The organism is Tenacibaculum halocynthiae, from assembly GCF_964512825.1.
Lineage (GTDB): Bacteria > Bacteroidota > Bacteroidia > Flavobacteriales > Flavobacteriaceae > Polaribacter > Polaribacter halocynthiae.
Window position 1 is genome coordinate 73140 of the sequence record NZ_CAZELG010000033.1, and the last position, 19119, is coordinate 92258.

Sequence of the window (19119 nt, forward strand, 5' to 3'; positions counted from 1 at the left end):
TAAAACAAAAATCCCTCATGAAACTATCAACTTTATCTCCTTTTTTACTTTTACTTTTCATTATTACAATCTCTTGTAAAGATCAAGAAGTAAATGATCAAAACTCAAAAGAAATAGTAATAATAGCCCATAGAGGCGCACAGTCAATATTACCTGAACACACCATTGAAGGTTATAAAAAAGCTATTGAATTAGGCGCTGATTTTATTGAACCTGATTTAGTACTTACAAAAGATGGTCATTTAATTGTTAGGCATGAACCTATGTTGTCTGGTACTACTAATGTTTCAGAAGTTGCCGAATTTACTAACTTAAAAACTACAAAAAACGTAGACGGAAAAATGGTTACGGATTGGTTTGTTATTGATTTTACATTGGCTCAAATAAAAAAATTAAAAGCCAAACAAGCTTATAATGGAAGACCCACTAATTTTGATAATCAATTTAATATCCCAACATTTAAAGAAGTAATAGACTTAACCATCACTCACTCTAAAAACATAACAAAACCAGTAGGTATTTATCCTGAAATTAAGCACCCCTATTTCCATAATTCTGTTTTTGGTTCCCACTTTATGGAAAATAAACTAATTGAAGCTTTACAAGAAAATAATCTAGATGACAAAAACTCTCTTGTATTTGTTCAGTGCTTTGAAGTTGAACCGTTACAATATTTAAACACTAAACTATCTGTAAAACTAGTGCAACTAATCTCTACATACAACATTAACAAAGATGGCTCATTAAATTTCAACGTACCACAAGGTGATTTTATATCTTACGTAGCCCCTTATGATTTTCATGTAAAAGGAGATCAAAGAACTTATGAGTTCTTTACAACCGAAGAAGGAATGAAATTTACAGCTACCTATGCTGACGGAATTGGACCATGGAAACCTTTTATTATTTCATATAAAACAGATGAAAAAGGAACGCATACTTTACTACCACCAACTAACTTTGTTAAACTTGCTCATAAAAATAACTTACTGGTACATCCATATACTTTTAGAAATGAGAATACACAATGGAGTAACAAAAACCCCGAAGCTGAATATCATTTATTTTTTGATGCTGGTGTTGACGGTTTATTTACTGATTACACAAACGAAGCGATTAACGCTTTAAAAACATGGAAAAAGAAATAACGTTACACTACATAGTCCCCTAATTAAAAAACCTTCTTTCACTAAGATCGAAGGTTTTTTACTATAATCAAGACTTCTATTTTACAAAAACAAATAAAACTTTCGTAATTTTGTGTAAATTCAACACTAATGAAGATACCACAAAATATTAAAGTTGCCGTAGATGCTGTTGTATTTGGTTACGAACAAAAAGAGCTGTCCGTTTTATTAATTAAAAGAGGGGTTCAACCCTTCAAAGGATCATGGGCATTACCTGGTGGATTAGTTTTAGAAAACGAATCTTTAGAAGATGCCGTTCAAAGAGAACTAGCAGAAGAAACAGGAGTTACAATCGATTATTTAGAACAATTATACACATTTGGAAAACCTGGACGTGATCCCCGTAACAGAGTAGTATCAGTAACTTATTTTGGCTTAGTGAGTCCAAATAATTTTAAAATTTCTGCAGATACAGACGCTGATGAAGCACAATGGTTTTCTATCAGTAAGCTTCCTGAACTTGCTTTTGATCATGATACCATTTTAAAAACTGCCTTAAGAAGGCTACAAAATAAAATCAACTACCAACCTATTGGTTTTGAGTTATTAAATAACGAATTTCCTTTTTCAGACTTAGAAAACTTATATCAAACTATTTTAAATAGAAAAATTGATCGTCGTAACTTCAGAAAAAAAATACTCAGTTTTGGTATTCTAACTGAAACTGATAAAATTCACCAACCTTCAAGTGGTCGTCCAGCAAAACTTTTCAAGTTTAATGACGAAAAATATAAAGAACTAGAAGAGAACGGATTCCACTTCGAAATTAAGTTTGCGTAAAAAAAACACAAAATATTTTTCTAAACTAAAAAACTTTTCTATTTTTGCGTAAAAATAACGCAATATGATTTTAAATTTAGATAAACAATTCGTTCCTTTTGGTAATTCTAACAGTATCGAATTTGAATTTTTCACCTTTTCAGGAGGTGAACCGCATATTAAAATCATAGCTGATTTAGAAAACATAGAACAAGTTACTATTACACATCGTGTTCAATCATTTAATGATATTGGAACTCTTTTACTGGCTACCAATGCACTTAAAAATATGGGAGTTGAAAAATTAAATTTGGTACTCCCCTATTTTCCAGCGGCACGTCAAGATAGATTAATGACAAGTGGTGAACCGTTATCGGTAAAAGTATATGCAGAAGTTATTAATAGTCAAAACTACCAATCGGTTACTGTTTTTGACCCGCATTCAGAAGTTACTCCTGCCCTATTAAACAACTGTAAGGTAATTGACAATTATAAATTTATAGAACTAGTTACTAATAAACTATCAGATGAATTAATATTAATATCACCAGATGGTGGAGCTTTAAAAAAAATATACAAAGTAGCTTCTTATTTACAGAACTATGAAGTAGTAGAATGTTCAAAAAGTAGAGATGTAAAAACAGGAAAATTATCAGGATTTAAAGTATATGCTGAAGATTTAAAAGGAAAAGATTGTTTACTTGTAGATGATATTTGCGATGGTGGTGGCACATTTTTAGGCTTAGCACAAGAATTGAAAGCTAAAAATGCTGGAAATTTATACTTAGCTGTAAGTCATGGGATATTTAGTAACGGATTTAAAGAATTAAAAAAATATTTTTCTGAAATTTTCACCACTGATAGCTTTAAAACTTTTGATGGAGAAAATTGTATACAAATAAAAATAGAAGAAGTAATAAAAACATAAAAATGAAACTTAAAACAAAGCTATATAAAGAACAAATAAAAGAGTGGCCAAAAGAAGGACATCACATAATGGCACAGTATGATGACGAAAAAGTGGTTGTATACCAATCATATCGTCCAGCTATTGGGAATTTTGCTATGAACAACCAATACTTCGGTGGACCTTTTAAATATACACGTATGACATGGATAAAACCTAACTTTTTATGGATGATGTACAGAAATGGTTGGGGTACAAAAGAAGGGCAAGAAATCGTTTTAGCTATTCACCTAAAAAAAGAAGCTTTTGAACGTTATTTAAGTAAAGCTGTTTATTCTAATTATCAAGAAGACATTTATACAACACGTGAAAACTGGCAAGAGCAGGTAAAAAATTCTTCAATACGTTTACAATGGGACCCTGACCATAATCCTTATGGAGATAAAATAGATAGAAGAGCTATACAAATTGGAATTAGAAATAATGAAATCATAAAGTATGCAACTGAAGACATTATAGAAATTGAAGACATTTCTCAATTTGTTAAAGAGCAACATCAGCACGTTTTAAATAAAGAATTAGATAAACTAATAGTACCTGAAGAGAAGCCCTATTTGAGTATTAATAACTCTATAAATAAATTATTGCGATTAAAAAATTAATTAATGAAAACTAATATAATTGAATCTACATTTTTAGGGTTAGCTTTAGCTGATGCATTAGGGGTTCCTGTTGAATTCAAATCAAGACAGGAGTTACAGAACAATCCAGTTGTTGACATGCGAGAGTATGGTACACATCATCAACCTAAAGGAACATGGTCAGATGATAGTTCTTTAACCTTTTGTTTAGCCGAAAGCTTATGTAACAAATATGACTTAGTTGATATTTCTCAAAAGTTTATCTTATGGATGGATTGCTTTATTTGGACACCTTATGGTGAGGTTTTCGACATCGGAATACAAACTAGAAAATCAATTTATCAATTAACTAAAATATTAAGTTCAAGAGAATACAAAGATTTAGATTTTTTAAAATATTCTGATGATGAATATACTAATGGTAATGGTTCACTTATGAGAATAATCCCTCTACTTTTTTATATTAAAGATAAAAGTACTGAAGAACAATTTGATCTAATTTGGAGTGTTTCATCATTAACTCACCCGCACATTAGATCAGCGCTAGCTTGTTTAATATATTTAAAATTTACTGAATTTATTCTAAAAGGACATTCTATAGAAGTTTCATATAAAAAAATGCAGGTAGATATTAATGACTTTTTTAATAAAAGACAAATTTCAACTCATGAACAAAAACATTTTTCAAAAATTTTAGAAAACGACATAAAGTCGTTAAAAGAAGAAGATATCAGTTCTGGAGGATATGTAGTTCACACTCTAGAAGCAAGTTTATGGTCACTTTTAAACACTTCTAGTTATACAGAAGCAGTTTGTAAAGCTATAAACTTAGGAGAAGATACCGATACTACTGCTACAGTAGTTGGTGCTGTAGCGGGAATGTATTATGGTTTAAATGATGTTCCGAAAGAATGGATACATGCTATTGTTAAAAAAGAAGATATTATATTACTAAGTAAGCAGTTTGCTAAAAAATATGGCTATGAAAATTAATTTAATTCAAGGGGATATTACAAAAATAAAAGTTGATGCAATAGTAAATGCAGCTAATTCCAGTTTATTAGGTGGTGGCGGTGTTGATGGCGCCATACATAGAGCTGGTGGAAAAACTATACTTGAAGAATGTCAAAAAATAAGAAATAGGCAAGGGAAATGTAAAATTGGAGAGGCTGTGATTACAACAGCTGGTAATCTTCCTTCAAAAAAGGTGATACATACAGTTGGCCCTGTATACAATGGTGGGAAAAGGATTGAAAAAGAGAAAGAAAATTTAGCAAACTGCTATGTAAACTGTTTGTTACTTGCTAAAGAGAACAACTTGAATACAATTGCTTTTCCTAATATAAGTACTGGTATTTATAAGTTTCCAAAGCAATTAGCAGCTGAAATAGCTATCAAAACAATTAAAGATAATCAAATATTAAACGAAGTTACTTTTGTTTGTTTTGATGATGAAAATTATACTATTTACAAAAAAGCACTGAATAATGAATAAGATAAAATACATCAAAGGAGACGCCACTAAACCCATTGGAAATGAGAATAAAATAATTGTTCATATATGCAATGATATTGGTGGATGGGGAAAAGGATTTGTATTGACTATTTCTAAAAAATGGAAAAAACCGGAAGAAGAATATCGGGAATGGCACAAGTCAGAAGAAAGTTTTAAACTAGGGGCTGTTCAATTTGTAAAAGTTGAAAATAATTTATGGGTTGCTAATTTAATAGGACAACACAAAATTAGAAAAGATAGTACAGGTACTCCTCCTATTCGATACAAAGCTATAGAGCAAGAATTAAAAAAAGTACAAGAAAAAGCAAAAGAATTAAACGCTTCTGTTCATATGCCAAGAATTGGTTGTGGACTTGCTGGTGGTTCATGGGATAAAATAGAGCCAATAATAAATAAAGAACTTAGTACTCATATAATTCCAATTACCGTATATGATTTTGACTAAAGAAAAAAACAATGAATGAAAAAAATATAAAAAGAATAAGTAAGTTTTTAAGTTTACTATTAAGACATCAACCTGAAAAAATTGGATTACAATTAGACTCAAACGGATGGGCTGTTATTGAAGAATTACTTCAAAAATCAAGAAAACATGGATTTCGTTTTACTATAGACGAATTAGAAGCTGTAGTAGCAAACAACGATAAAAAACGATTCACTTTTAATAATGATAAAACCAAAATAAGAGCGAATCAAGGGCATTCTTTAAAAACAATAGATTTAGAATTAAAACCAATACAACCTCCTGAGTTTTTATACCATGGAACTGTTGCCAAATTCATGAACGCTATTCATGATAATGGGTTACAAAAAATGAGCAGACAGCATGTTCATTTAAGCACAGAAATAGAAACTGCTATGAAAGTTGGAAGTAGAAGAGGAAAACCAATTATTTTGACTGTTAAATCAGGAGAAATGCAGTCAGAAGGATACGAGTTTTATCTATCTGAAAATAATGTATGGCTAACTGATAGTGTTCCCTCTGAATTTATAGTACTTAAAAGTTAGAGATTATGAAAAAAATTGCATTAAACCCTGATGTATTTACCATTGAAAACTTCTTCACTGAACATGAATGCAACAACTACTTAAATCAGTATGAAAACATAAAATTTGAAGAAGCCAAAATTTCTATTGATGGTCAACAAATAATGAATAAAAATATTCGGAATAACGATAGATATATTTTTTTCGACAAAAATTTAGCTGACAAGCTTTGGATAAAAATTCAAGAGTTTATTCCACAAAAAGTTGGATTTTATAAAGCATTAGAGCTCAATGAAATGCTTAGAGTCTATAAATACTCATCAGGACAACGTTTTAAAATGCATATTGATGGAAGTTTTAAAAGAAATTTAAACGAAGAAAGCTTATTTTCATTTCTCATATATTTAAATGATGACTTTGAAGGAGGTGAAACTGAATTTCGAAAGCTATTTACCATTTCTCCCAAAAAAGGAACTGCTCTTGTGTTTAAACATCGATTGATGCACGAGGGAAAAGAAATAATTTCTGGTATAAAGTACATACTCAGAACAGATATAATGTACAAACGAATTTAATATGAAAACATTTGTAATAGGTGATATACATGGAGGTTTAAAAGCCATTCCACAAATTTTGAAAAAAGCGAAAGTAAATACTGAAGACACTCTTATTTTTCTAGGGGATTATGTAGATGGTTGGGGTGAATCTGCACAAGTAATTGATTTTTTAATAAAATTAGAGAGCACTCATAAATGCATTTTTATTAAAGGAAATCATGATGTTTATTGTGAAAATTGGTTGAAAGAAGGTACCAGTAACCAATCTTGGTTATTCCATGGAGGCACTATGACTATAAAAAGTTATGAGAATTATAGTTCAGAACAAAAAAGTGAGCATTTAAATTTTTTGGAGCGTATGAAACTCTTTCATATAGATAAACAAAATAGGTTATTTATCCCATGCAGGATTTACTTCAATGCATGGACCTTCTCAAGAAGTTCACCAATCTAATTACAACTGGGATAGAACACTATGGGAAATGGCACTTACTATGGATAAAAGAATAAAAAAAGATTCCTTATTATTTCCTAAAAGATTAAAACTATTTAAAGAAATTTATATTGGTCATACTCCTACTACTCATTATAATGTTATGGTTCCAATGCAAGGTTGTAATGTATGGAATGTTGATACTGGTGCAGCCTTTAAAGGATATTTAAGTATTATGGATATTGATAGTAAAAAATATTGCCAAAGTGATAGCCTACACAGCTTATATCCTGAAGAAAAAGGGAGGAATTAAATTATGATATATACCTCAACTAATAAATTACCAAAGAAAGAGAAAGGAAAAGAATATTTCTTTTTAGCAGGAAGCATTGATTACCATCTACAAAGTAATTGGAGACAAGAAATAATTAATAAAACTGGGAGTTCAGTGCATTTTTTTGATCCTACTCGAATTGACCATAATGAATTAAGTAATTTTAAAATGAAAGAGCATATAAAATGGGAACTAGACGCACTTCATATATCTGATAAAATAATACTAAACTTTTTACCCAACGCTAAATCACCTATTTCTTTAGTAGAATTAGGAATGTATGTTTCTACTTCCAAGTTAATAGTAATATGCCCGAATGAATTTTACCAAAGTCGCTATATTAAAGTTCTATGCAATAAACATAAAACATCAATTTTTAATACTATAAATCAAGCTGTTCAATATTTAAGTGAAAACTATGAAACATACAATTAAAAGTATACAAAACACTTGAAAAATAGTAAAGTATTTATTCTTTTGGGGACATCAACCTAACAAAGATGGAAGCATAAGTAAAAGTTGTTTTAGCCAATGGTGAGAAGCTAAATTTACTGTAGAAAACATTACCTATAAAACAGCTGAACATTATATGATGGCTGAAAAAGCAAGGTTATTTAACTGTGAAGGAATCAGGTAAAAAATTATTGAATGTAAATCTCCCGCAGCTGCAAAAAAATTAGGAAGACAAGTAGAGAACTTTAACTCCGATATTTGGAACAGTCATAGATTTCAAATTGTTGTAAATGGTAATTATGCAAAGTTCTCTCAAAATTCAGCACTAAAAGAATTTTTAATACAAACAAAAAGAAGAGTATTAGTTGAAGCAAGCCCTGTAGATCCAATATGGTGAATAGGTATGGCAGAAGATAATGAAGTTTCTTCAAATCCAAAAAAATTGGAAAGGTGAAAATCTTTTAGGCTATGCTTTAATGGAAGTAAGAGATCAATTAAAGAGTTTAAATTTGTAGCGCCAATTTAATTTGCGTATATTTGACACATATTAAATTAATATACTATGAATCCATTATTATACACAGACGGCTACAAGGTAGACCACAGAAGGCAATACCCTAATCAAACAACTTTAGTATATTCAAACTGGACTCCTAGAAAAAGTAGAATTGAAGGAATTGATAAAGTTGTTTTTTTTGGATTGCAATACTTCATAAAAAAATACATTATCGAAGAATTTCAAACAAATTTTTTTAATAAGCCAAAAAACGAAGTTTGTAAAAAATATAGTAGAAGAATAAATAATTATTTAGGGGAAAACTTAGTAGGTATTAAACACATAGAAGACTTACATGACTTAGGATATATACCTATGGTTATAAAAGCATTACCAGAAGGAGCTGAAGTTCCGATAAGAGTTCCAATGTTTACTATGTATAATACTTTACCAGAGTTCTTTTGGTTAACTAATTATTTTGAAACATTACTATCTACAACAGTTTGGTTACCTTGCAATTCAGCTACTATTGCTAAGAAATATAGAAAAATATTAGATAAATACGCACAAGAAACTTCATCTATTCCTGAATTTGTAGATTGGCAAGGTCATGATTTTTCTATGAGAGGAATGGCTGGATTAGAAGCTGCTATTATGAGTTCAGCAGGGCATCTTTTAAGCTTTACAGGAACTGACACTATTCCTACCATAGATTTTTTTGAAACTTATTATAATGCAAATTCTGATACCGAATTAATTGGTGGTTCAGTTGCTGCTACAGAACATTCTGTAATGTGCATGGGAACTAACACTGGTGAAGAAGAAACTTTTAAACGATTAATTACTGAGGTATACCCTAATGGAATTGTTTCAATTGTTTCTGATACCTGGGATTTATGGAAAGTATTAACTGAATATTTACCAAACCTAAAAAAAGATGTATTAGCAAGAAATGGTAAAGTAGTTATTAGACCTGACAGTGGAGATCCTGTTGACATTATTTGTGGAAACCCAAATGGTAAATCAATTGAAGCGCAAAAAGGTGTTATTGAATTGCTTTGGGAGACTTTTGGAGGAAACACTAATACAAAAGGGTATAAAGAATTAGACAGTCATATAGGTGCTATTTATGGAGATAGCATAACTTTAGATAGAGCTACACAAATTTGTGAACGCTTAAAACAAAAAGGGTTTGCATCTACTAATGTAGTACTAGGAATTGGTTCTTTTACATATCAATACAATACACGTGATACATTTGGTTTTGCAATGAAAGCCACTTATGGTGAAGTTGCTGGTAAAGGGCGAGAAATTTTTAAAGATCCAATTACCGATGACGGAACTAAAAAATCTGCTAAAGGCTTATTAAAAGTAACGTTAGAAAATGGAGAATACAAATTATATGACCAAGTTAGTTGGGAAGAAGAAAAACAAGGTGAACTGAAAGAAGTATTCAGAAATGGGAAATTATTAATTGATGAGAAATTGAGTGAAATTAGAAAAAGAATAGTATAAATAAGAATCAAATTTATTCCTTCCAAAAGCACAAGTAATTATATACTTGTGCTTTTTTACTTAAAAAAAGTACATAAAAAAGCTTTTTACAATTCAGTTATAAAAAAGTACAACTCAGTAAAAATTAATATCAGCTAAGAACCATTTATTTCATATTTGCACTATCAAATAAACAAACTAACACATGGAAGAAACAATAAAGATTTTTATCTACATACATGCATTTTTTGGAGGGCTAGGCTTAATAACTGGAATAGGTAGTAGTATTGTAAAAAAAGGAAGTCCAATACATAAAAAATTAGGGAAACTATTTTCTATAGGTATGTTTACTAGTTCAATTATATCATTACCTATTGCCTGTATGCCAAATCATGAAAATCCTTTTTTGTTTTTAATAGGCTTATTTACTATTTACCTAGTGTTAGTTGGTAATCGTGCCTTAACATTTAAACCTAAGCAAAAATTAGAAGCAAATAATCTTGATAAATTGATTTCAGGAAGTATGTTCGTAATTTCTTTACTGATGATAGGTTTAGGTTTGTTAGGCTTTATACAAAAGATAGAAAACAGTATTTTATACCTTTTCTTTGGTGGCTTTGGTACATTAATGACTATTAAAGATTTTTTGTTTTTTAAAAATTTTAAAGAAAAAAAGAATGCCTGGCTAATAAGCCACATAGGTAAAATATCCGGAGCATTAATTGCTTCAGTAACAGCTTTTATAGTTGCTGGACTAGGGTTAGGAAACATAATTTCTTGGATACTTCCTTCAATTATAGGTACATTTTATATTAGTTATCATAGTAGAAAGTACAAACCAAAAAAGAAATAAAAAATCACACAAACTTTTCACAAAAAAAAAGACTGCTTTCACAAGCAGTCTTTTAAATTTATTTTTATTTTTTTTAATCTATAATGAAAATAAAACTCCAAAATTTAGTGCACTTCTATTATTTCTTGAAGATGTTGTAGCCTCTTTAAATACAGAAGTAAAACCTGCTTGACCATCAAGTTCAAAGAAAAGATTTGTGCTTTCATTTACAGGGAATTTATATCCTATTCCAAGTGCTAAACCAACATCAGTGCTATTAAATGCATCTATTAATGGTAAATTAGTTTTTACATCTAATGTTTCAGCATCTAATAAAAGCCCTAGATAAAGTCCAAAATTTATATACCAATTTCTTTCAGAACCAAAATGCCAGTTTGCCATTAATGGTAAAGTTAAATAACTTAACTTATAGTCAGTAATAACTCTAGCTCCATTGCTACTTTCAAAAAAACCATTACCCCAACCTTTTTGATCAAAAATCAACTTTCCTTTAATTCCCCAACGGTCAGAAAAATAATATTCTCCAGTTGCTGCAATGTTAAAACTTGTTGTGTAATCTGTAGATAAATTGTTTATTCCACCTGAGCTAACTTGTAAGTTTGAAAAATTAACTCCTAAATTACCTCCAAATTCAAAATCTCCTGATTTTTGAGCATAACTTGTTGCTCCTGTAATTGATAATACTAGTATCAATAATAACTTTTTCATAAAAAATATTTTTAAAATTCGCGAGCGAAAATAAATACTTTAAAGGTCTTAAAAAAATTATTCTAATATTATTCTTTTTTCAAACTTAGGAAGTTATATATTTTTATAGAAACGTTAGTTACCTTCTCCTCTTCTTTTTAAAACCTTCTTTAGATTTCCCTCTAGATCTTTTTGATTTAGGATTGAAGGTTACTGTATCATCAAAAGTATTTCTTGTTTTTTGAGGTTTATTTTTACGCCAAGAATCATCCGCAGGTATTAACTTCTTTAATAAATCTGTTCTACCTACTTTCGTTAGTTTATCTTTTATCCACTTTCTATTTTCCTTTTTATACCAAAAGAAAAATTTGTGTTGCTCTAACTTTTCTTGCTTTGTTTTAGGGGTACCAACCTCTTTTAATGTATATGGGTGATATCCACTATAATAAATTACTGTAGCAACTGTCATTGGTGTTGGTGTAAAATCCTGCACCTGTTCTAACTGAAATCCCATATCTTTTGTTTCAGCTGCCAAGTTTGCCATATCCTCTGGTTCGCAAGCTGGGTGACTTGAAATAAAGTAAGGTATTAATTGAAGATTTAACTTTTTCTTTATGTTAATTTTATCAAACCTATCTTTAAACTTATGGAAATAAGTAAATGAAGGTTTTCTCATTAATTTTAAAACTGGATCAGAAGTATGTTCAGGTGCAACTTTCAATCGCCCAGAAACATGTTTAGTCATTACTTCCTCAGTATACGCATCTAATTCTTTAGGATCTGCATTTTTGTTAAACTCGGGTACTAACATATCATGCCTTATACCACTACCTATGAATGATTTCTTAATTTTTGGATGCTTGTCAACAGCTTGATACAACTCCGTTAAGGGTTTATGCGATGTATCTAAGTTGCTACATATTACAGGTGAAATACAAGATGGAGCTACACATTTATCACAAATAGATTGCACCTTACCTTTCATCTGGTACATATTTGCTGATGGACCTCCAATGTCTGATAAGTACCCTTTAAAATCATCCATTTTAGTTAACTCATCTACTTCTTTCAAAACAGATTCTTGACTTCTACTTGCTATAAATTTTCCTTGATGCGCGGAAATCGTACAGAAACTACATCCTCCAAAACATCCTCTATGAATATTTACAGAAAACTTTATCATTTCATATGCAGGTATAGCCCCTCTTTTATTGTATTTAGGATGAGGCATTCTAGTAAAAGGTAAATCAAAAGAAGCATCTATTTCCTTTTCCGTCATTGTTGGGTATGGCGGATTAATCATCAACTTCTTATCTTTTATATTTTGAAAAATTCTTCTAGCATATAATTTATTAGATTCTTGTTCTATAACTTTAAAATTAGAAGCATATGCCTTTTTATCTTTCAAACATTTTTCATGAGATGAAATTTCAACATCTTGCCAGTTTTTATTTTTAGGTATTTTTTCATACTCCCCTAATAAAACAGCAGTTTGTTTAATAGTTTTTAAGCTTGAAAATGGTACACCCTTTTGAAGTAATTCTACTAATTCTCTAAGAGGTTGCTCTCCCATTCCATACACTAGCATATCGGCTCCTGACTCTTCTAAAATAGATGGCATCAATTTATTTGACCAATAATCATAATGAGTAACTCTTCGTAATGATGCTTCAATTCCACCAATTAAAACAGGCACATCTGGAAATTTCTCTTTTAATATTTTTGTGTACACAGTTGTTGCATAATCGGGTCTAAACCCTTTATCTCCATTAGGAGTATATGCATCTTTATCTCTACGTTTTTTACTTGCCGTATAGTTACTTACCATAGAATCCATACAACCAGCAGTAACCGCAAAAAATAATCGCGGTCTTCCTAACTTAACAAAGTCTTGTAAATTATCATGTACGCTAGGTTGTGGAACAATAGCTACACGCAAACCGTAACTTTCTAAAATACGTCCAATAACTGCAGGTCCAAAAGATGGATGATCTACATATGCATCACCACTAAATAGGATTACATCTAATTCATCCCATCCACGTAATTTTACCTCTTTATTTGTTGTAGGTAACCAATCTGAAAGTCGTCTAATTCTCATGCCGTTGCAAAGGTACGATGTTTTAGTTTATTGTTTCTCTTTATAGCTTTAAAAGAAAAGCCTCATTATTATGAAATAATGAGGCTTTATATATTTTAATTGTTTTTTCTCTATTTATAAGCAGCTATTCCTGTTTTTAACCAGTTATGATATTCATCTACGTTTGGTGTATATGCTACAGGATCAATTAAATTTTCTCCTTTGGCATCCATTAATACATAATAAGGTTGTGAGTTCGTTTTGTATTTAATTGTTTGTAATTCACTCCATTTTTGCCCAATATAACGTAATTTCTTCCCTGGTCGTAATTTTGACTCAACAACTTCATCTTCCTCAAGAGCCCTTTTATCATCTACATATAAAGAAATTAATACTACATCATTTTTAAGCACCGATAAAACTTTATCCTTAGCCCAAACATTTTGCTCCATTTTTCTACAATTTACACATGCCTTTCCTGTAAAATCTATTAATACTGGTTTATTTACTTCTTTAGCATATGCCAAACCTTTATCATAATCATTAAAAACTAAGATATCATATGGTGGCTTCATGTGTGCTCCATCTGGTAAACCACTATGCGAGGTCTTTGAAGATTCAGAATTAGTTACTACATTTTTAATAGTTGCTAATTTTTGATAACCAACTCCATATGGAGATTCACTATAATCTTGTGGAGGAGGGAAAGCACTTATTAAATTTAATGGAGCTCCCCATAAACCTGGCAACATATATACTGTAAACCCTAATGATAATAATCCTAAACTTAATCTCCCAACAGAAATATGCTTAAGTGGTGAATCATGTGGTAATTGAATTTTACCAAATAAATACAATGAAAGTGCAGCGAAAATCGCTATCCATATAGCTAAAAACACTTCACGTTCTAATAAATGTAAGTCTAATACCATGTCAGCATTCGATAAAAATTTAAAAGCTAATGCTAACTCTAAAAACCCTAAAACTACTTTTACGGTATTTAACCAGCCTCCTGATTTTGGTAATGAATTCATCCAACCAGGAAAAATAGCAAATAATGTAAATGGTAAGGCAATAGCCGATGAAAACCCTAACATTCCAACTACTGGGGCAATTCCTCCTTTTGTTGCTGCTTCAACCAATAAAGTTCCTACAATTGGTCCTGTACATGAAAATGACACAATTGCCAATGCCAATGCCATAAAAAAGATTCCAGTTAAGCCTCCTCTATCAGCCTGAGCATCTATTTTAGTACTCCATGAACTTGGTAGTGTTAATTCAAAAGCTCCTAAAAAAGAAACTGCAAAAACAACTAGCAATAAGAAAAACACTAAATTAAACCAGACATTAGTAGATAACGAATTTAATGAATCTGATTCACCTGTAAAAGATACTAATAGTCCCATTCCTACATAAATAACAACTATTGATACTCCAAAAATAATTGCATTTCTAATTCCTTGTGATTTATTTTTACTTTGCTTCGTAAAAAAACTAACCGTCATAGGAATCATTGGAAACACACAAGGTGTTAATAAAGCTGCAAAACCAGATAAAAAAGCTATGAAAAATATAGCTAATAGCCCTTTTTTACTTTCATTCTTTTTACTTGAACTAACTTTTTTAGTAACAACTTTTTTTGCTTTTGTTAAATCAAAAATTAAATCAACCTCTTTTGGAGGTAAACATCTAGTATCCATACAAACCATAAACTCTACAGATGCATCAATCGTTTTTTTATCATTTATTAATTTAACACGTTGAACAAATTTTGCTTTATTACTGAAAGACTTCACCTCTATGTTAAAGGTAGGATCCATCTTAGTATGCCCTTTTTCCTCTATAGTTTTTCCAATTAAAGTATATCCATCTTTTTCATTAAAGAAAAAAGTAGTAGGTATTGGTCCACCCTTAGCTACCTTTTGAGAATAAATATTCCATCCGCTTTCAATAACAGCAGTTGCGACTAAATTATATTCTTTTTCAGAAATTTTCTCAACGGATGTTGACCATTTTACTGGTTCAAATATTTGAGAATTAACTTTTTTTATAGGTGCTAATAGCAAAAATAAAACTAGTAGTTGTGTTTTAATTATAAATTTTAAATTTATAAGAGATTTCATATAGTTAGGTGTTGTTAGTATTAGTTTTTATAAATGAATTCTAAAAAATTCAAGAGTTGCAATATTACCAAATATGATAGTAATATATGTAACAAATGTTACACTTGTTTCTTCATTAAACAAAGGTATAAACCTATTTCTCACTATTTAACAAATAAACATTTACTTACCCTACTTTGTTAAAAAATGCTTTACTTTTTAGTCTAAATACATTATTTTATTTCATAATTAAATGTGGTACCTCATCTAGATTCCAATCAATCACCAATCCTCCTGCTAACTTTTTTGTTATCTCTTTACCATATAAATATTCACACAAATACAGAGCCGCTTCAAATGATTTTGCTCCCCCTGCTGAAGTTATAAACTTCCCATCATGAACAAATAACACTTCTTTTCGTATATCTAAATCAGGAAACATTTCTCTCATTTTATCAATATCTGAAGGAAATGTAGTAGAAACCTTTCCTTTTAAAAGATCAGCCTTTGCTAGTATAAAAGCACCATCGCAATGCGACGTTACATATTGAGCATTTACAGCTACTTCTTTAACAAAATTTATCAAACTTTCATTGTCCAAATCAGTATCCAAATGATGTTCGGCACTTGGTACAACCAAAATGTCTATTTTAGGTAAACTATCTTTTAAATAATTAAAATCTGGTATAATTTTCATTCCTTCAAAAGTTGTAATAAAATCATCTGTATCAGCAACTGTAAAAACATTCATTGCTTTAATCCCTTTTCTAAAAATAGTATGCTGAAAAATATCAAACGGAGCAGTTAATTCAGTATTAAAAGTACCATCCATAATTAAAAAAGCAACATTATACCTATCTACTTCTAACTTAGGAAATTCCTTTTTAACTACTTCTTTTTTAATAGGATTGCAGCTCACCAATATAATTATCAGTAACAAATAAGAGATACTCTTCATTTTTTATATTTTAATTAAGCTTTAAAATTACATTTTTTATATCAATTCTGTAAATCTGTTTAAATTTCTCTTTAACATTTAATTAAGAACCTATCAATAGCCTTTTCCTTAACTTCGAGTCCAATTTTTTCAATACATACACAATGACAAAAAAAATACTCTCAACTTTTTTATTTGTATTTTTTTCTTTAGGAATAACTTTAAACTCTGAAGCACAAAGAAGAAAGAAAAAAAATGATAAAAAAGTAACGACTACTCCCAAAAAAAAGCCTACTAAAAAAGGTATACAACCATATGGTAAAGTAGTTACCAAAAAGCACAAAACAGACAACGGTTTATTTAAAGTCCATTCTAAAGACAATAAATACTTATTTGAAATTCCTGATTCTTTATTAAATCGTGAAATGTTAATGGTTACACGAATAGCCAAAACGGCCAATGGTATTGGTTTTGGCGGAGGAAAGCAAAACACTCAAGTTTTAAGGTGGGTTAAAAAACATAAAAAAATATTATTGAGAGTAGTATCTCATAATGTAGTTGCTGACTCTATTTTACCTATTCATGAAGCTGTAGTTAATTCAAATTTCGAACCTATTTTATATGCTTTTCCTATTAAAGCTTTTAGTAAAGACTCTACAGCAACAGTGATTGATGCTACAAGTTTATTCTCTAACGATGTAAAAGCTATAGGACTTCCTCAATTTAGAAGAAAAGCTTATAAAATTTCTAAAGTAGATAAAAATCGCTCATACATAGAACGCATGAGTAGTTATCCAAAAAACATTGAAGTTCGTCATGTAAAAACATATGTTTCAAATAAGCCTCCATCAAATGCAAGTGTAGGTGCTGTTTCATTAGAATTAAGTAATTCAATGATCTTATTACCTAAAACTCCTATGAAGCGTCGTTATTTTGATGAGCGTGTAGGCTGGTTTACAAGCTCTCAAACGGATTATGGTTTAGATACTCAAAAAAGTAAATCTGTTACTTATTTAGATAGATGGCGTTTAGAAGTTAAAGACGAAGATTTACAAAAATTTAAAAGAGGTGAATTAGTAGAACCAAAAAAACAAATTGTTTACTATATTGATAGAGCTACTCCTAAAAAGTGGCGTAAATACATTAAACAAGGAATTGAAGACTGGCAAGTTGCTTTTGAAGCTGCAGGTTTTAAAAATGCAATCATAGCAAAAGATCCTCCTTCAAAAGAAGAAGATCCAGACTGGAGCCCTGAAGATGTTCGTTATTCAGTTGTTCGTTATTTGGCTTCACCAATACCTAACGCTAACGGTCCGCATGTTAGTGATCCACGTTCTGGTGAAATTTTAGAATCTGACATAAATTGGTATCATAATGTAATGAGTTTATTACATAACTGGTACTTTATTCAAACGGCAGCTATTAACCCTGAAGCAAGGAGTAACAAATTTAAGGATGCAATTATGGGACGATTAATTCGTTTTGTTTCTTCACATGAAGTAGGACATACAATGGGATTACCACATAATATGGGAAGTTCAGTTGCTTATCCTGTTGATTCTTTACGCTCTGCTAATTTTACAAAAAAATATGGTACAGCTCCTTCTATAATGGATTATGCCCGTTTTAACTACGTAGCACAGCCAGAAGATAAAGGCGTAGCAATGATGCCTAATATTGGTCCATATGACAAATACGCTATTAATTGGGGGTATAGACCTATTTTAAACACTTCTGCAAAAAACGAAAAAGCTACCTTGAATAAGTGGATCATTGAAAAAGCTAACGATCCTATTTATAGATTTGGACATCAACAAGCTGGTAATGTTATTGACCCTAGCTCACAAACTGAAGATTTAGGTGATGATGCAATAAAAGCAAGTACTTATGGTATTAAAAACTTACAACGTATTTTGCCTAAATTAGAACAATGGACTACTGAAGATGGAGAAGATTACAAAGAATTGAAAACCATGTATGGCCAATTAATGGGGCAGTTTAATAGATATATGGGGCATGTAAGTTCTAATATTGGAGGTGTATATGAATATTTTAAAACTTCCGATCAAAAAGGTGCAGTTTATGTTCATGTTCCTAAAAATCATCAAAAGAAAGCTTTAAAGTTTATTAATAATGAATTATTTAAAACCCCAAACTGGTTAATTAACAAAAATATAATTTCAAAAACACAGTATTCTGGTTCAATAGAACGTATTAGTAGTTTACAAACAAGAACGCTAAATAGAATATTAAAAACTGGAAGACTTACTCGTTTAATAGAAAATGAAGTTTTAAACGGAAACAAAGCCTACACTATTGTAAACATGATGGGCGATCTTAGAAAAGGTATTTGGAGTGAGTTATACACTAATAAAACAATAGATACTTATAGAAGAAACTTACAAAGAGCTCATATTGATCGTTTAAACTTCTTGTTAAATAAAGCGAAAAACCAAAGGAGTCCAAGAAGAAGTGGTGGTTACTTTAAACAAACTGCAGTTACTATTAATCAATCTGATATTAAAGCAGTAGTAAGGGGTGAATTAAAGCGTTTAAAACGTGATGTAAAAAGAAGTATTCCTGCTGCAAAAAACACAATAACTCGTTATCATTTACAAGATATTGCAGATAGAATTGATACTATTTTAAAGCCTAAAAAATAATGTATTACAAAAAACAACAGCAATCGAAAGGTT

General features: G+C 30.3%; 18 protein-coding genes and 1 pseudogene. 15 read left to right on the top strand and 4 right to left on the bottom strand.

Annotated elements, in window-relative coordinates; translation table 11 throughout:
* Positions 1-17 precede the first annotated feature (17 nt).
* From ACKTTQ_RS12850 to ACKTTQ_RS12915, 14 genes and pseudogenes are all read left to right on the top strand, one after another.
* A complete protein-coding gene (locus ACKTTQ_RS12850) occupies positions 18-1148 on the top strand; it encodes a glycerophosphodiester phosphodiesterase (RefSeq protein WP_408049415.1) in 1131 nt (376 codons plus the stop codon).
* A 129-nt stretch (positions 1149-1277) separates the two neighbouring features.
* A complete protein-coding gene (locus tag ACKTTQ_RS12855) occupies positions 1278-1967 on the top strand; it encodes an NUDIX domain-containing protein (protein WP_408049416.1) in 690 nt (229 codons plus the stop codon).
* Between the two features lie 64 nt (positions 1968-2031).
* A complete protein-coding gene (gene prs / locus ACKTTQ_RS12860) occupies positions 2032-2874 on the top strand; it encodes a ribose-phosphate diphosphokinase (protein WP_408049417.1) in 843 nt (280 codons plus the stop codon).
* 2 nt (positions 2875-2876) lie between these two features.
* Positions 2877-3515 carry a DUF4291 domain-containing protein gene (locus tag ACKTTQ_RS12865; RefSeq protein ID WP_408049418.1) on the top strand — a complete coding sequence of 213 codons (639 nt, stop codon included), beginning with the start codon at positions 2877-2879 and terminating at the stop codon, positions 3513-3515.
* Positions 3516-3518: 3 nt separating this feature from the next.
* Positions 3519-4487, top strand: coding sequence for an ADP-ribosylglycohydrolase family protein (locus tag ACKTTQ_RS12870; RefSeq protein WP_408049419.1), 969 nt, complete (start codon positions 3519-3521; stop codon positions 4485-4487).
* Positions 4477-4989: an O-acetyl-ADP-ribose deacetylase gene (locus ACKTTQ_RS12875; RefSeq protein WP_408049420.1), complete on the top strand. Its 513-nt coding sequence runs from the start codon at positions 4477-4479 to the stop codon at positions 4987-4989. The genes ACKTTQ_RS12870 and ACKTTQ_RS12875 overlap by 11 nt, the downstream gene beginning before the upstream one ends.
* Positions 4982-5455, top strand: coding sequence for a macro domain-containing protein (locus tag ACKTTQ_RS12880; RefSeq protein ID WP_408049421.1), 474 nt, complete (start codon positions 4982-4984; stop codon positions 5453-5455). The genes ACKTTQ_RS12875 and ACKTTQ_RS12880 overlap by 8 nt, the downstream gene beginning before the upstream one ends.
* An 11-nt stretch (positions 5456-5466) precedes the next feature.
* Positions 5467-6018 carry an RNA 2'-phosphotransferase gene (locus tag ACKTTQ_RS12885; RefSeq protein WP_408049422.1) on the top strand — a complete coding sequence of 184 codons (552 nt, stop codon included), beginning with the start codon at positions 5467-5469 and terminating at the stop codon, positions 6016-6018.
* A 5-nt stretch (positions 6019-6023) separates the two neighbouring features.
* Positions 6024-6572, top strand: coding sequence for a prolyl hydroxylase family protein (locus ACKTTQ_RS12890; RefSeq protein ID WP_408049423.1), 549 nt, complete (start codon positions 6024-6026; stop codon positions 6570-6572).
* 1 nt (position 6573) lies between these two features.
* A pseudogene (locus ACKTTQ_RS12895) lies at positions 6574-7300 on the top strand (metallophosphoesterase family protein).
* 3 nt (positions 7301-7303) lie between these two features.
* A complete protein-coding gene (locus tag ACKTTQ_RS12900) occupies positions 7304-7756 on the top strand; it encodes a nucleoside 2-deoxyribosyltransferase domain-containing protein (protein ID WP_093870502.1) in 453 nt (150 codons plus the stop codon).
* 208 nt (positions 7757-7964) lie between these two features.
* Positions 7965-8171: an NADAR domain-containing protein gene (locus ACKTTQ_RS12905; RefSeq protein WP_408049515.1), complete on the top strand. Its 207-nt coding sequence runs from the start codon at positions 7965-7967 to the stop codon at positions 8169-8171.
* Between the two features lie 165 nt (positions 8172-8336).
* A complete protein-coding gene (locus ACKTTQ_RS12910) occupies positions 8337-9785 on the top strand; it encodes a nicotinate phosphoribosyltransferase (RefSeq protein WP_408049424.1) in 1449 nt (482 codons plus the stop codon).
* 184 nt (positions 9786-9969) lie between these two features.
* Positions 9970-10617 carry a hypothetical protein gene (locus tag ACKTTQ_RS12915; protein ID WP_299135617.1) on the top strand — a complete coding sequence of 216 codons (648 nt, stop codon included), beginning with the start codon at positions 9970-9972 and terminating at the stop codon, positions 10615-10617.
* Positions 10618-10695: 78 nt separating this feature from the next.
* Here the strand turns inward: ACKTTQ_RS12915 and ACKTTQ_RS12920 are convergent, their stop codons facing one another.
* From ACKTTQ_RS12920 to ACKTTQ_RS12935, 4 genes are all read right to left on the bottom strand, one after another.
* Entirely contained in the window at positions 10696-11325 is a 630-nt protein-coding gene (locus ACKTTQ_RS12920; protein ID WP_093870499.1) for a porin family protein, read from the bottom strand.
* A gap of 118 nt (positions 11326-11443) precedes the next feature.
* Positions 11444-13405: a YgiQ family radical SAM protein gene (locus ACKTTQ_RS12925; RefSeq protein ID WP_093870498.1), complete on the bottom strand. Its 1962-nt coding sequence runs from the start codon at positions 13403-13405 to the stop codon at positions 11444-11446.
* A gap of 110 nt (positions 13406-13515) precedes the next feature.
* Positions 13516-15477, bottom strand: a complete 1962-nt coding sequence (locus tag ACKTTQ_RS12930; RefSeq protein WP_408049516.1) for a protein-disulfide reductase DsbD family protein — start codon at positions 15475-15477, stop codon at positions 13516-13518.
* A gap of 247 nt (positions 15478-15724) precedes the next feature.
* Positions 15725-16444, bottom strand: a complete 720-nt coding sequence (locus ACKTTQ_RS12935; RefSeq protein ID WP_408049425.1) for a DJ-1/PfpI family protein — start codon at positions 16442-16444, stop codon at positions 15725-15727.
* A 143-nt stretch (positions 16445-16587) separates the two neighbouring features.
* On the opposite strand from ACKTTQ_RS12935, the gene ACKTTQ_RS12940 reads away from it, so the two are divergent.
* Complete coding sequence (locus ACKTTQ_RS12940; RefSeq protein WP_408049426.1) at positions 16588-19086, top strand: zinc-dependent metalloprotease; 2499 nt, start codon at positions 16588-16590, stop codon at positions 19084-19086.
* Positions 19087-19119: the final 33 nt, after the last annotated feature.

What these genes read in the sequence shown, in the direction of transcription:
- ACKTTQ_RS12870 (WP_408049419.1), top strand. Translation starts at nt 3,519, where the DNA reads ATGAAAACTAATATAATTGAATCTACATTTTTAGGGTTAGCTTTAGCT.
- ACKTTQ_RS12885 (WP_408049422.1), top strand. Translation starts at nt 5,467, where the DNA reads ATGAATGAAAAAAATATAAAAAGAATAAGTAAGTTTTTAAGTTTACTA.
- ACKTTQ_RS12915 (WP_299135617.1), top strand. Translation starts at nt 9,970, where the DNA reads ATGGAAGAAACAATAAAGATTTTTATCTACATACATGCATTTTTTGGA.
- ACKTTQ_RS12900 (WP_093870502.1), top strand. Translation starts at nt 7,304, where the DNA reads ATGATATATACCTCAACTAATAAATTACCAAAGAAAGAGAAAGGAAAA.
- ACKTTQ_RS12940 (WP_408049426.1), top strand. Translation starts at nt 16,588, where the DNA reads ATGACAAAAAAAATACTCTCAACTTTTTTATTTGTATTTTTTTCTTTA.
- ACKTTQ_RS12920 (WP_093870499.1), bottom strand. Translation starts at nt 11,325, where the DNA reads ATGAAAAAGTTATTATTGATACTAGTATTATCAATTACAGGAGCAACA.
- ACKTTQ_RS12890 (WP_408049423.1), top strand. Translation starts at nt 6,024, where the DNA reads ATGAAAAAAATTGCATTAAACCCTGATGTATTTACCATTGAAAACTTC.
- ACKTTQ_RS12875 (WP_408049420.1), top strand. Translation starts at nt 4,477, where the DNA reads ATGAAAATTAATTTAATTCAAGGGGATATTACAAAAATAAAAGTTGAT.
- ACKTTQ_RS12855 (WP_408049416.1), top strand. Translation starts at nt 1,278, where the DNA reads ATGAAGATACCACAAAATATTAAAGTTGCCGTAGATGCTGTTGTATTT.
- ACKTTQ_RS12910 (WP_408049424.1), top strand. Translation starts at nt 8,337, where the DNA reads ATGAATCCATTATTATACACAGACGGCTACAAGGTAGACCACAGAAGG.
- ACKTTQ_RS12935 (WP_408049425.1), bottom strand. Translation starts at nt 16,444, where the DNA reads ATGAAGAGTATCTCTTATTTGTTACTGATAATTATATTGGTGAGCTGC.
- ACKTTQ_RS12850 (WP_408049415.1), top strand. Translation starts at nt 18, where the DNA reads ATGAAACTATCAACTTTATCTCCTTTTTTACTTTTACTTTTCATTATT.
- ACKTTQ_RS12925 (WP_093870498.1), bottom strand. Translation starts at nt 13,405, where the DNA reads ATGAGAATTAGACGACTTTCAGATTGGTTACCTACAACAAATAAAGAG.
- prs (WP_408049417.1), top strand. Translation starts at nt 2,032, where the DNA reads ATGATTTTAAATTTAGATAAACAATTCGTTCCTTTTGGTAATTCTAAC.
- ACKTTQ_RS12865 (WP_408049418.1), top strand. Translation starts at nt 2,877, where the DNA reads ATGAAACTTAAAACAAAGCTATATAAAGAACAAATAAAAGAGTGGCCA.
- ACKTTQ_RS12880 (WP_408049421.1), top strand. Translation starts at nt 4,982, where the DNA reads ATGAATAAGATAAAATACATCAAAGGAGACGCCACTAAACCCATTGGA.